Annotated in this window: 8 protein-coding genes; 4 read left to right on the top strand and 4 right to left on the bottom strand. The window is 43.8% G+C overall.

All coding sequences use genetic code 11. The features are described from left to right. Nucleotides 1–59: 59 nt before the first annotated feature. From RCG19_RS06315 to RCG19_RS06300, 4 genes are read left to right on the top strand one after another with little or no spacing between them, the layout of a single operon-like run. The gene (locus RCG19_RS06315; protein WP_308110114.1) at nucleotides 60–839 is read left to right on the top strand and encodes a PP2C family protein-serine/threonine phosphatase; all 780 of its coding nucleotides are present in this window, start codon (nucleotides 60–62) and stop codon (nucleotides 837–839) included. Between the two features lie 6 nt (nucleotides 840–845). After that, nucleotides 846–2,795, top strand: coding sequence for a protein kinase domain-containing protein (locus RCG19_RS06310; protein ID WP_308110113.1), 1,950 nt, complete (start codon nucleotides 846–848; stop codon nucleotides 2,793–2,795). 1 nt (nucleotide 2,796) lies between these two features. Then, nucleotides 2,797–3,303: a hypothetical protein gene (locus RCG19_RS06305; RefSeq protein WP_308110112.1), complete on the top strand. Its 507-nt coding sequence runs from the start codon at nucleotides 2,797–2,799 to the stop codon at nucleotides 3,301–3,303. Between the two features lie 15 nt (nucleotides 3,304–3,318). Then, nucleotides 3,319–7,725, top strand: a complete 4,407-nt coding sequence (locus RCG19_RS06300; protein ID WP_308110111.1) for an Ig-like domain repeat protein — start codon at nucleotides 3,319–3,321, stop codon at nucleotides 7,723–7,725. Between the two features lie 123 nt (nucleotides 7,726–7,848). Here the strand turns inward: RCG19_RS06300 and RCG19_RS06295 are convergent, their stop codons facing one another. From RCG19_RS06295 to RCG19_RS06280, 4 genes are read right to left on the bottom strand one after another with little or no spacing between them, the layout of a single operon-like run. Beyond that, on the bottom strand, nucleotides 7,849–10,026 hold the full coding sequence (locus tag RCG19_RS06295) for a GAP1-N2 domain-containing protein (RefSeq protein WP_308110110.1): 2,178 nt from the start codon (nucleotides 10,024–10,026) through the stop codon (nucleotides 7,849–7,851). Then, complete coding sequence (locus tag RCG19_RS06290; protein ID WP_308110109.1) at nucleotides 10,023–11,291, bottom strand: TRAFAC clade GTPase domain-containing protein; 1,269 nt, start codon at nucleotides 11,289–11,291, stop codon at nucleotides 10,023–10,025. Before RCG19_RS06290 ends, RCG19_RS06295 begins: the two co-directional genes overlap by 4 nt. Before the next feature lie 13 nt (nucleotides 11,292–11,304). Then, the gene (locus RCG19_RS06285) at nucleotides 11,305–11,943 is read right to left on the bottom strand and encodes a beta-mannanase (RefSeq protein ID WP_308110108.1); all 639 of its coding nucleotides are present in this window, start codon (nucleotides 11,941–11,943) and stop codon (nucleotides 11,305–11,307) included. Nucleotides 11,944–11,971: 28 nt separating this feature from the next. Beyond that, nucleotides 11,972–14,329: a hypothetical protein gene (locus RCG19_RS06280; protein ID WP_308110107.1), complete on the bottom strand. Its 2,358-nt coding sequence runs from the start codon at nucleotides 14,327–14,329 to the stop codon at nucleotides 11,972–11,974. Between the last annotated feature and the right edge of the window lie 109 nt (nucleotides 14,330–14,438).

Raw genomic sequence — 14,438 nt, 5'->3', positions numbered from 1 at the left:
GTTAGAACGATCAAAATCGCCGATAGACCAAAATACTTCATAAGAAAGGCGGTGGGTACATGTCTTTTCAAATGGCCTACCATACTGACGCCGGAATTAAAAAGAAAACCAATCAGGATGCCTTGCTGCTTAAAACGGCACAAACTCCAAATGGGCGGGTTGGTCTGTTTATCGTATGTGACGGCATGGGCGGACTTACGCAAGGGGAATTGGCGAGTGCAACCGTCATCAGAGGGATGTCGGACTGGTTTGACACTGAGCTGCCAAAGATTCTCCTATCCGATAACAATCAGCTGGAAACGGAAATCATACAACAATTAGCATATCGCGTGAAGGCCCTTAATCGAAAAATTTTAGATTATGGAGAAGCGGCCAATCTCAAGCTTGGTACCACCATCACCGCGCTTTTGATTGTGCAAACGAACTATTTCCTTTTACACATCGGTGACAGTAGAGCCTACCGGATCCACAAAAATCTATTTCCATTAACAAAAGATCAAACGGTTGTGGCCAGGGAATTGGAGCGGGGCAATATCACAGAAGAGCAGGCGAAAGTCGATCCGCGCCGAAATGTTCTGCTGCAATGTGTAGGCGCCACACCGGAACTAGAGCTTGCCATCTCACAAGGTGAGGTAAAAGACGGAGATTTGTTCATGCTATGCACCGATGGTTTTTACCATGAAATCAGTGAAGAAGAGATGTTTGCCAGTTTGCAACCGGACACTTTTTCAAATGAAACCCAGATGAAGGAAACGGTTGTGGGTCTCGTTGAATTAGTAAAGAATCGCAAGGAAACCGATAATATCACTGTTCTACTAACGAAAGTAACACCGGGGTGATGCGCCTTGATTAAAATCGGCACAATAATTGATGAACGCTATGAAATATTGAAAGAAATCGGCCGCGGCGGCATGAGTATAGTCTATCTTGCGATGGATAACAGACTCAAGAAATCGCTGGTCGTAAAGGATATCCGCAAGCGGGCCAACAAGGATGATGAGTTGCTGATTAACAGCCTTGTTGTGGAGGCCAATATGTTAAAAAGGTTGGACCATGGTGCACTGCCGCGAATCTATGATGTCATCGACCGCCAAGGTGAAATTTATGTGGTCATGGATTATATCGAAGGCGAATCGCTAAAAGAAAAGCTGATGCGTGAGAAAATCGCCTCCGCCGATGAAGTCATCGATTGGGCGAAGCAGTTGAGTGATGTGCTCGGTTACCTTCATACACGAAAGCCGAACCCGATTATTTATCGCGATATGAAGCCTGATAATATCATGCTGACCCCTGAAGGGAAAATCAAGCTGATTGATTTTGGGATCGCCAGGGAGTTTAAAACAGAAAATACGACCGATACGACGAATCTCGGGACAAAGGGATACGCAGCCCCTGAGCAATTATCCGGCAAGCAAACGGATGAACGGACTGATATTTATAGTTTAGGTGTGACACTCTATCATTTAGTGACGGGAAAAACCTTGAGTGACCCGCCTTATGAATTAAGGCCCATTCGATCGTGGAACTCGGCACTGCCGGAGGGTCTAGAACATATAATTGCCAAGTGTACCCACGCAGAACCCGGTCATCGGTATCAAAGCTGCGCGGAACTGGCCCATGATTTGCTGAACATTAACAAATTAACCCAGGGCTATAAACACAAGCTTTATAAAAAGTTAGGTCTATTTCTAATTCCGGCTCTCCTCTTTCTCGGATTTTCCACGACGTCCGTCTTTGGCTACAAAGGGATGAAGAATGAACAGCTCCAGGATTATTTGAGCCTAATTAATGAGGCAAACAGCGATATTCAAAATGGTCGGAATGCCGAGGCAAGCAAAATTCTCGAACAGGCGATAAAACTTGATAAGGGCAGGGCTATGGCCTATAACAATTTACTAGATATGTATATTCAAAACGGGGAAGCAGATAAGGGCCTGTCGAATATTGAAAGATATATGGATGATGGCTATGGACATATTGATCGAAATAGCGAGGTTCTCTTTAAAGTAGGCATGACCTATTTCGACGTGGAAAAGGATTATATTCGGGCTGAGGATTTTTTTAACAAGGTTGACCCAGAAGATAAGCCGGAAGTAGAGTATTACCGTTCATTAGCTGCGACAATGGGAAGTTTAAATATCGACTATCATAAGTTTGCCGGTGATTTGGATGCCTTTGAAAAATTCACCGATAAAGCCCGTAATGATGCTAAAAAAATTGATAACTACCATTCATTAGCGAATATTTACTTATCGTATAAAGCGCAAATTCCAGATGCCAATAAGAAGGCCATTCAATTAGTCATAAAGGCAAACGATGTCCTAATCAAATTAGACGATGATTTCTTAACAAGCAAATATGCACAAGATTTTGAGCGGAAACTGGCACAGGCCTACTACAGTAAAGGAATTAATTCACAGGATAAAACGGCAGCGGTTAATGATTTTGAGGAAGCCATCCGTCTGTATACCAAGCTTCTTGATTACCGGGAGGAATTGAATAAAGAGGAGGATATGCTTAAAATTGGCACGATCTATGAAGAATTGGGGAAGCGTGAGCAGGCTGCTGAACAATACGAGCGTACGATCACGGATTTCCCTACTAGTCTTAATGCCTATACAAAACTAGGAAACTTGTTGCTCGATATCGAACAGCCGAAAGAGGATCGGAATTATTCGGCAGCGTTACAGGTGTATGAGCAGGCAGCCCAATTAAAGGATGCCGATCAGGATGAGGGTTTTAAGAAACTGACAAGAAGGTACATGAATTTGAATCTTGTCGGGCAGGGGGGATAATGTGAACTTTCAACTCATGTTTTATGGCGGCATTGCCGGTGCTATCCTCTCGCTCATTCTTTCGATTATTGTTTTTATAAAAATGAACATTTCAGAGGCATTTGAGGATTTAACAGGATTTAGCATTCACAAATGGGCTAAAAAATGGAAGCAACGCAGACGTTCCCGTCAAGAACAGTTCAATAAGCCGATCACAAGGGAGATTCAGCCCCGCCGTGACGTTGAACTGGAAGTAGCCGTGACAGGAAGCGATGGCGATTCTACCGAGCTTTTGATAGAGGCTGCGGCGCCTACTGAGCTTCTTACAGAAGCTGAAGCTGCTGCAGACGAAACAGAACTGCTCGCAACTGATGCGGCAGCAACGGAGCTGTTATTCGTGGGATCGGACGAGACCGAATGGTTGACTGAAGAAGCGGAAGAAACAACGGTACTAGCGGAATCGGGTTCTATCAGTCACTTTAGGAAAGAACGAGACGTGGTCATTGTCCATACAGATGCAACCATATAAAAGGAGATTTTAAGGATGGGAGAATGGATCAATAAAAACTATAGGCAGCATAAATGGCTGGTATGGACGAGCTTTTTCACCATCATGCTCATCTTTGCATTTATTTTTACGAATCATGTCTTATCGCAAAACGAGACAACGAGATTCATCAAATTCAATGATCAAACCTGGGATATCGATAAAGATCCTAATCCGGAGTGGTTTTCGAACCAAAAGGATGGTGTGACGTTTAACGTCGACTTGAAAGAGGATTATCAAAATTACCTTACTTCTCTAAAGGAGTCTAAACAAGACGGAGCAACAGCGCCTGAAGAAGTGGAGCAGCCATTTATCCTAAACGCTTCTTATGATGGAAAAACAGCAGGCGATGTGAAGGTAAGTAAAATTCTCGATGCTGCATCTGCTTTTCAAGGCGAGTATAAAGTGGAAATCACCCTGCCTTCAGATAGGGACAGCCTATTAGATGTAACGGTCGATTTTGCTGACAATACCTGGGGCTTTACTGCCAAACCAGCTATATTCAGCATTGAAAGGGATACAGTAACGCCAAAAATCAACCTTTCCGGGATCAATAAATCCATCTACACGGAAAGAGATGGTATTGTCGTTTTAAATCTGGAAGTAGTGGAAAAGAACTTCACACATGATCAGGTATCAGCCCTCGTTGTAGTGGATGAGGACGGAGACGGACAACCAGCAGAGATTCTTTGGGATCAAACGAATAAGAATTTGGGCAAGTTGGAGTTCCCTCAGTCAGGAAAATACGATGTTATGGCATTCCTTCGTGACCAAGCAGGAAATAAAAGTGACAAGCAACGTGTTTCGTTTATCATCAATAAAAATGAGCCAAAAATGTCCGGGATCAACCAAGGAGGATTCTATCCTAATGATGTGACCGTTACATTTGAAGATGATGGGAAAATCACCAAGGCTGAAGCAAACCTGGTGAGAACACATGATGATGAAAGCCTTGAACACAAGGTGGATTTTACGCCAACTTTATTCCAGAAAAAAAGGACCGCCGCCCTTACGCTTAAAGAGGAAGGTCATTACGAAGGAACCGTTACGATTACCGATAGCCAAGGGCAACCGTTCACCTATCCATTGTATTTCACCATTGATAAAAGTGCACCGGTTATTTCTGTGACAGGTGTCGAGAACAATCAAAAATATAATGAGAAGAAAACAGTTGCGATCAACATTACCGAAGAACAGCAATTAAATGCTGATGCAACGAAAATGACGATGACGAAAAAATCTGTTGGCGGCAATACGGAAACAATCTCATTAACGCCAACCTTTACCGCTGACAATAAAACAGCATCATTCCAGCAAGAGTTTGCGGATGGACAATATGAATTGACGATTGCAACCAGCGATATTGCCGGCAATGAGGCCGGTAAAAAGGTTCTTTTCACTCTCGATAGCCAAAAACCGGAGCTTGAAGTATCGGTTGGCGGCAAGCCATTACTTAATCAGCAGCATGTTGATAACGGAAGTTTTGCTGTTAGAGCAAGCGATTTAACATTGGATCTAAGTAAAACGACCCTTACGTTAAATCAGAATAAGATCGCCTTGAATGCAGATGTGTCAGGGACGATTGCTACCTTGAAAAAGAATGAAACCTTAGCTGACGGCAAGTATCGTCTTTCCTTCAGCGCGATTGATGGGCTGGAAAATAGCGATTCGATTGGGCCGGTCGACTTTGTCGTTGACACCCAGGCACCTGAAGTGGCGCTTACCGGGATCGAGCCTGGTGCTTTTGTAAACAATGGCACAGTCATCATCACGGTAAAGGAGAAAAATTATCAGACCAACCATGTCACATATCTAGTGGAAAAACGGAGTGGGAATGGTCAATATTCGCCTTTCCACGATGACCGGTTTGCAACATGGGAAAATACCGGGGAGACATCAACAGTCGCATTGCCATTTGGAAATAGCGATAATGCTGATGGTGAATACCGTGTCACTGTAACTGCTAAGGATGCGGCAGGCCATGAAGTAGTAAAGCAAGTGGAATTTACGATTGACGCGACAGCGCCTGTAGTGAAGACCGACTTAAGCGCGGACTTTAATGGGAATCATTTCGCTCAAAAGGGAACCGTCTCGATAATCGTCCATGAAAAGCAGGAGAATTTTGAGACAAGCGCTGTGACCATTGATGCCAGAAGGAAAAATGGTGAAGACTATGTGCCGGTTGATGGCATTACTGGAACATGGAGCCAGAATCCAGAAAGCTCGGTCTACACGGTTGTTTTTGCAAAAGAAGACCCCCAAAATGAAGGCGATTATCAACTTGTCATCAACGTCAAGGATAAGGCGGGCAATGTGGCAGAGCAACAGTCGCTTCTGTTTACGATTGACCATACTGTCCCAGTCGTGTCCATTGACCCGGTCTTCACGGAAAAGCGTTATTTTAATCAAAATATGGACTTCCAGTTTAAAATCAGTGACACGAATCTGCAGGTAACGGGCAATGAACTGTCTGTGATGAAAGATGGTTCTCCTTTTTCAAAAGCCGGCCAGCTGGCATTGTTGGCTGGAACAAAGGATACCGGTGTTGGTACCTATACGTTTACCGAGGATGGTGATTATTCCGTTACCCTCGGAGCCACAGATAAGGCGGGGAATGTTGGTGTCCAGGAAAAACGAGCGTTCATCATCGACAAAACGGCACCACGTTTAACGATTACAGGTGTTGATCCTGATGAAAAGAATTACCACTATTACTCTACGGGGAAACAAGTATCGATTGCGGCAGAGGATCGGAATTTTGCGGCAAAGGATCTTGAGCTTGTGGTCACAAAGGATGGGAAGGCCCTTTCGCTTGGCGAGTGGAAGAAGGCATTTGAGGAAACAAAGGTAAACCCATCTCTTTTAGTCAAAGCCCATGTAACGAAGACGCTGACTGAGGATGGAAATTATACGATTTCGCTTGGACTGACGGACAAAGCCGGAAACCGTTCGGTGATTCCGCCCTTTGCCTTTGCGATTGACCAAACCAATCCGGCCATTGAGATTCAAGGTGTAGAGGATCATACTTTTTATAATACCGATAAAAAAATGGATGTGACCATTAAGGATAAAAACCTTAACTTGAATACAATTAAGGTAACAAGAGATGGCAGCCGCTACGATGCCGGAGATTTCCGTGTCAATGGTGAAACGGCTGCATTCAGTCACATCTTTAGCAAAGAAGGCAAATATGAAGTAAATGTCGAGGCCGTTGACCAAGCAGGTAACAGCTTTAGCCGCAGCATGACATTTACGATTGATAAAACCAAGCCAGTGATTACCCCTAAATTTAAGGGTGAAAATCGGGTGATTCAAAATGGCGAGTATATCAATAAAATCTTCACGCCGCAATTTGCCTTAGACCAGCCTGAAGATACCATTGTATCTGTAACCCTGAATGGTGGCGCGGATATCAAGGGGCAAATTCCGACTGTGGCCACAGAAATGGAATATAGCTATCATGTGGTTGCCAAGGATAAAGCCGGAAATGAAACGATACTAGAAATTAGTTTCACTTTAGATACAACAAGACCGAAGCTCGTGATTTCGGGAGTGGTAGATGGCTTCTTTAATAAGAATATTACACCGGCAGTAGAATATTCTGATCTTCATTTGGACAATAACAGTACATCGGTTACCCTTAATGGCAAGCCCTTTAAGAAGGGGCAGAAGCTAGAAGACGAAAGGGACTATGTCTTAAAAGCGACAATTACCGATTTGGCTAAGAATGTTCATGCAAGAACGATTGTCTTTACGATTGATAAATCGGCACCGGTGATCAGCTTTAAGGAACCAATTACCGATCAGTATTTTAATAAAAATATCATTCCGGACCTACTCATTAAAGATATGAGTGACTATGATATCATTTCCCTTACATTAGACGGGGATCCCTATACGATGGGGTCATCGATTGATACGGAAGGAAAGCATGTTCTTTACTTTGAGATCAAGGACAAGGCTGGAAATATCAAGCAGTTAAGTGTCGAATTTATCATCGATAAAAAAAAGCCGAAGGTCGTTTACGAGGGCGTTAAGAAAAACAAGAAGTACACCGAAGCGGTAACCGTGGGAATCCGGCTTGAACATCCGGAGGATACGATTCAATCGTTTACAGTAAATGGCGAATCGTTTATGGGTGACGTGGTGACAAAAGATGGTACCCAAGTAATTAAAACGACGCTGAAAGACATCAAGCCGTATGAAATCAAAGTAGTCGCAACCGATAAGGCAGGGAATGAACGGGTCTCCATTATGCCTTTTGAAATCGTCGAAAAAAGTGCGGTTGTTAAATTCTATGAAAATAAAACACTCTTTGCCGGAACGATTGCGGCGGGACTGCTTCTGTTATCAGCAGGCGGCACTGTGATCGTTAGACGTAGAAAAGTGGATGAAGACAAATAATGTGATAAAAAGCGATGGATTTTAAGTAGTCCATCGCTTTTAGTTTGCTTATTTAGCGATTCATTCCGCCAAACGCACAAATCAGAAGCTTCAGCCCCGCCATTTCAATTCAAAATACCATTTTTAGAATAAGGACGAAAAAAAATAGAACTTTCTTAGGAATTTCACGACTGGACTGGCCGTTTCCGTTTCCACTTCATTCAATAACCGTTTAAAGCTAGAGTTCTTGATTAGGTATAACTCTTTCCTTAGAGCTTTATTTTTCCAAATCGATTTTGGATGATTGATGAAATAGTTCTTTAATGATTTTCTGTAGGGGAAGTCAATGCCGACAAATCGGTCGTTTTCTCTAATAAAGGTAAGCAATGTTTGGTCGTCGCTATAGTTGATTACATACTCCAAAACACGCCGATAATCAATCCCACCTCCATCTGTTTCAAAGGCCACACACAGCAACGGAAATTTTTCCAAAGTAAGCTGGTCTCGTATGACTCTTTTTAAAATCTCCCTAAGCTGCTCACGTGCAGAAATTGTTAGTGGTGTTAAGCTGTACGAATCAGCCTGTGATGGGAAGCTAATTAATTTATATAGCGTGTTGGTGACCAGATAGTTTTCCCTCACCCGTAAATCCTTCATGTCTCTCACATTCCATTCTTTTGTAAAAATCGCTCCGAATGCTTTGATATCTGCTACTGTCAGCTCCTGCAAGCGGATCGAACGTAATAAGGCAACCATGGCATGTGGCAGCATGTCCTGCTTTAAAAGGCGAGGGTCGATGCTAAACTTCTTCAATGCCAATACGGCATTGAATGGATTCTTTTCAGACTCAACTGCCGCCGTAATTTTTTTTCTTAAAATAAACATCGGTGGCTCAAGCCCCAGTAAATAGGGGGTTCCGACCAGTTTGTTTACCTCTTCTAGTATGTCGTCCATCCGGATGTACGGTTTGAACCGTTCATCCAGATACCGTTCAAGAAGCTGCTGATAATCGGGATGTCCATTCAAAAACAGAACGAGAGCCTCATGGGTAAACTTGTCCATTTCAATCGCTTGCCATAAATGACCGTAAAGCGGATCATGTTGATAATGGATCAGTGTCTCCAAAAGAAAGGAAAGCACTACATCCGACTGCATAAAGGCATTAATCGCAACCACTGCATGAAGATAATCAAGTGCAGAGGCCTTGTCGGAGACAAATCGTTCTTCCTGTAACAGCTGCAAAAACACTCCTTGTAAATCCGGCTTTTCATCACCGTTTACCTGTAAAAATTTCAGCAAACTTTGCAGAAATCCGATTTTATTTTTTTCATAAAAAGGGGAGTCAGGAAAGGTTAGTGCTAGATAAATATCGGTTAACTGGTAATAGCTTGCTAATTCCAGCGTTTCCCCTTCAGCTAACCCTGACAAGGCCCTTTCTGCAAATTCAAAAAAGTCATCCATCGGCTCTGATTCGCTAAAATGGTGCATGGCAAAGTCCAAATACTCATGCTGCTGGCCTTTCAGACTAACACCGGAAATCCGGTTATTCGCAAAATCAAAAATGTATTGTTTTTCAATGGCACGATCCCCGCAATTTAATGTTCCCGGTTCAAAAAACATCACATGGAGATAATTTTTTGCGGCAGGCTCACTTGTAAACGTCATTGCCCCTACCTTTCGTCGGTGCGCATAGGGTAAAGAAAGATAGAGTAGTTCCAGCAGCTCCAGCGCATATTTCGTATAATCCTTTAACGGGACATTTAGAGAGATAAACACCTTTTTCTTGCCGGAAATCGATGACATGACAGCGAATAAAAGCTGTTTGACATGATCCTCCGAAATCCCTACAGATGCTAGCCATTCCTTTTTTACAACACAGGAGTCGTACGCAAGAGTCTCCCGCTCTGGCAGGACCTTTCCGAGCGTCGTATCATAGGACGTTTGAAAGTCATTGATTTGAAACAACTTCTCTGGCTGCTTGATCCACTCCTCTTTTCGTCCGGCAGGGATGACATAGTTATGCATAAAAAAGGTGCTGCGCGAACCAGTAAAATCAGCGGGTACAAACACGGCCTGGCCGATGACAAGTTCACCGGTTTCAGGCTGAAACAGTGTCACGGCCTCAGGGTAATGAGAGGGGTCTTTCTCGCCGCGCTCACTTAAGGCTTTTGGTGCATGATACAGACAAAACGGATGTAAATATTTTTTCACAAAGGTGTGATCAAGGCCCTCGGAAATGGCAATCGTGTCGTATCCATCGGTAGCATGAAAGATTCCGCCGCGTTCCCTTGTGTACATTTGCTGCTGAATATTCCTGCTCACAGACCATTTCTCCCTTCGATATAACCCAGCTTATAAAGCAGCCAAATGAACGGCTCATCAACCCGGATGGGGCTAATAATGCCACTGACCTGCTGATCGACCGGGTTACTGCCGAGTGCTGAAACGGCAAAGTAGGAGGTATCCTTAAAATAGACATCAAGGGCATTAACAAACGGAGTATCGACTTTTGCTAAAAATCTCCTGATTTCTCCATTAATATTTTCATATTCTGCTAAATTAAGGCCGCCCCGGTGGATGACATTGCGAAACACATTACTATTTGTGCTGACATATTCACCATCATCATCCTTCAATGCATTTAAAAGATCACTCTTCGTTAAGACCACCGCCGTCGGAATATCAGTTTTACTGTTTTCCAGATGGGCAATAAAATCACCGAACAGGGAGATCACCACTTCACGCGGTTCATCCCCTTGACCGACAATCTTCCCGGGACTTTCCCCCATTTGAAAGATCAGCTTTTCACGGATCGCACGGATCTGCATGGGGTCGACTAAGAATAGAATCCCAGCAGAATTTTTGATATGGGCGGCGTGAAGCTTAAGGTATTCTTTATCGGTCATTCCTTCTCCGGCAACATCGAAAAATACGAGTGTCAGCGGTGCTTGGTCTTCATCTTTAAAAATAAATTGAAAAATAAACGGCTCCTGCCGGTTCGATTTTTCAGTTGATTGCAAGAGGCTTCCATTTTCAAAAAGGGGAATTTCATAGTTCACCCGGAATCGCTTACTAATCGCATTATCGAGCGGCATACAGGCGGCATCAAAGTTGTTGGCGGTCACGTGCTGAAGGGTGTGAATCAGCGACGTCATGTATACCGATTTTCCGACCGAGGTGGCGCCCACAATCGAAACGATGTTGCTTGGATGCTTGCCTGCCGTAATCTGCAAGTCATTATGGCACGAAGGGCAGAGGCGATTGCGCGTCACAACTGCATATTTATCAGATACACCCATGAGAATTCGGTCTGTGTAAAGCTTATTTTCATCGGGGATCATGGAAGGATCAATAATGGCTTCGAGTTCATCAATCGGAGCCAGTCCGAATTTCCCGCGATAGTTGTTTAACCGTTCATCTTCCTGTAATGCCAAGGCCTCATCATCATCACGGTGATGGGCGGCGCGGAAGACGACATCCTCATGATGGAATTTTGAAAAACAGTAGGGACAGACAATATCGTAAAATGGTAAACGTTCCTTTGGCGGCTGCTTTTTTTCAAATATTCGTTTTAATAATGTGAACATGATCATGCCCCCTTTACTCAGGAATCAGCTCATAATGCTGAGCGATGTTCTTTCCCGTACTAAAGAAAATTCTAATAAACTCATTTTTATCAATTTCAATTTCTGGTGAGACGGTTTTCCCAGCAGGGAAGTCGCGAACAAACGGATAGGCCGTGCCATCCTCTAGCGAATTTGGCACACCGCCGCTTTTTTTGACATAGACCAGCAGCCCTTTTTCGAGTGGAAGTTCGGTATGGATGGCCATCTTTACTTTTTTACGAGGTTGAAAGAGTTTGTTTTTATATGCAATGGAAAAATAAATCTTCGCCCGCGCCCCCGTGATCGTAATCAGATTCTTTTCATCTTCCTGCCTGAAAACAACAAGCTTTCCCTCACGTTTCTGGCAGGGAAAGATGCGGTAGGACGTCCGGCCGATCGTATCTAATTTGCTTACATACCCTCGATTGATTTTATATTCCTCACGGGTGTAAAGCTTTACGTCGCGCTCAGCGATTTCATCAGCCGGCATGACATTGTCCGAGGCCGTTTTATAAATGTAGACAAAGTCAATTTCGTTTGACCAGAACCAGTTCAGTCGTACCTCGGCATCTTGGATGGTCTGTTTTACATCCTTTATTTCCTGATTAGGGGAAGAAATAGGTTCCCAATTCACCTGCAATCACCCACAATCTTTCTTAATGCTAAACAGATGTTTCTACTTTTTTGGCGTGAAATTCATAGCCATTTTCAGTGTAGGCCCTATAGTATTTTTCACCGTTACGATAGTACATAAGGTCCCGTAGCCGGAACCCGCCCATTAAGGTCAGTTTTTCCATCCCGCTAGATTTTTTTTCATGGGCACAGCCAACTTTATATTGTCTTGTTTCATATTCTTTTTCCAAAGCGTACTTCATGAATTTGCTATAAAAGTCCCCAAAGAAGTACTTTTCCTCATAGCGATGATCTTGGGTGTAATGAAACACCTCAATGTGGATGGAGGAATTTTCATGGAGACGCAAATATAATTGCTTAAACAAATCCTCCTTGGATAGAATCTCCCGATTTTCATAGCGCGTCATGACATTGGCCCGCTCTAATAGCTCATCCTCAAAGCTGCGATGGAACTCCCCCTGGGTCAGCACTTCGCGATTGCAGACGAGCAACAAGCGTTCTAGGAGAGTCTTGGGATTGCCGCTTTCCAGTAATGGCAGCAGGTTTCCGAAGAATCGCTCATCTGAGAAGAAATGTGGCCCACGTTTTTCCTTCAGCTTTGCTGTAATTTGGGCAATCACGCCTGCATAATATTCGGCAATATTTTTATCTAACACATCATCTGAATCATAGAGGCTTTCCTCAGCTGATTGTTTCAGCAAAGACCCTACCTGGTCGATCAGCGCCATTTTCTTCCGTAAAATGGGATGATGTTCCTCCAGCACTGCCCGGTACTGCTTCAAAATGGCCTGTTTCATCTCAAGCCTCAGGATTTCGTACTTTGTACCATAAACCACTTCGAAAAAGTAGCGCACAAAGTTGGTTAAATTTTTCTTGTCCGAAAACGGCAGGTAGCTCTTGTTAAATTCACAGTGATCAACCACTTGCTGGTAGTACTGCTCGAGACGGGCTTCTTTATCGATCCGTTCATTTTTCGTTTCGCGTTCCAATTTATCGATTTCATGCAATACACTCATGTCCGTCCCAGGTTTTTCAGAGGTCCAATGAATGGCACAAAATAACCCATATTGTTCATGGTCAATCACATTTTCGTAGAGACAGCGTTCAATATGGGCCCTCATGTTCAGTCCTTGTAAATGCTCACGGAGCGGCTCCTCAAAGTTGTTATAAAAGAATAGTTGCGTCCCGCCCTCATACAGATATTCTTCCGCTTCCCTCACCGACATTCTTTTTACCGTTTGATACGAATTCGAGACCCCCATCAACCCATTCATATCCCAAAGCTTTTCGGCTGGGGGAAGGCCTTCATGAAAGTACTTTTGAAAGGATGCCTCGGCCAGCTCGAAGAGGTTGAGCACTTTTTCCCGTGGCTGTTTGCTCGCAGCGTTCATTGATTGTAGGAACTCTTTGAAAAAGTGGTGGGCCGCATGGAGGGCTATCGCTTTATTGGGCCTCGTCACTTTTGAAAAGCCGGCAGAAGCATACACAGGTTCCTGCGAGTTGCCTTTCATTCCCCGTTTAAAATCCTGGTGGTGATAGCTGTCCATTTTTTCATGATAGTCGGTAATCATCTTGCGGTTTTTTAATAAATTGAGGTTGCTGATCATTTCAACATTTTGTTGAAAGGCGTCACTGGAAATCAAGCCATCTTCATTTTTATCGCTCAATAAATACACCATGGCAAAGAGCGGGGAAGGAGGATGGCTCACAGGCAGCCTAAGGGAATCCTCGGTCAGCTGCAGCTCTTGCTCAAACGTGTATGCATCGTTTTGATAGTGATCGAGTTCTTTTAAAAAGCTAATCCCTAGGGAGGTGGAGTGGGCAAAGTTCTCGCCATCCTGTTTTTCCTTCATTAATCCGTATAAATCCACTTCAACGAGGCGGAAGGATTCCAGAAGGATACTTTTTAGCAGCAAGGTCACTTCTTGGATGAGAACATTGGCCGGATCATCAATTCTTGTAATCACGCAAAGGTTCACTTTTTTTAGCGAGGAATATTGCTTCCCGTATTCCGCCATTCTTGATGAAAGCTTTCGAAACATCTTATTGAGTTCGATCAGTTTATTTTCGTCTTGCTGGAAGGCCTCGTGCATCCCTTTGCGCTGGTACTTGCGGTCATAGTTGTCTCCAGGGAGCTGAATGGAGAGCACATTTTCGTCGCCGGTAATCGTGTCCTCTTGATAGGCGTGAAAATAGAGAACACCCGAACTGTTCTGCCATTTTTCCTCATTAATCATCATGATGGTTTGGAGGGCGTCCTTGACAAGGTCACCAAGGAATAAGAAGACAACCGGATGATTGACACTGCGCTGTTCATTTTCTGACAAGCTGATTTGTTCCAAATGGATCGAAAAAGTGTTGGCATACTTTTGTAAAAGTTCTCGCAAAGCTGATTCCCCCTAGCTGGATATGATAAGAGGCGGGCCACATGCAATGGGTGCCTGTGGCCGGAACATAGGCAAATTGATTATGTGACAGAAAAGCAGGGCCATGTGA

This window comes from Neobacillus sp. OS1-2 (assembly GCF_030915505.1).
GTDB lineage: Bacteria > Bacillota > Bacilli > Bacillales > Cytobacillaceae > Neobacillus.
Note: the sequence above shows the minus strand (reverse complement) of the source record. Positions and strands in the feature narration are given on the sequence as shown.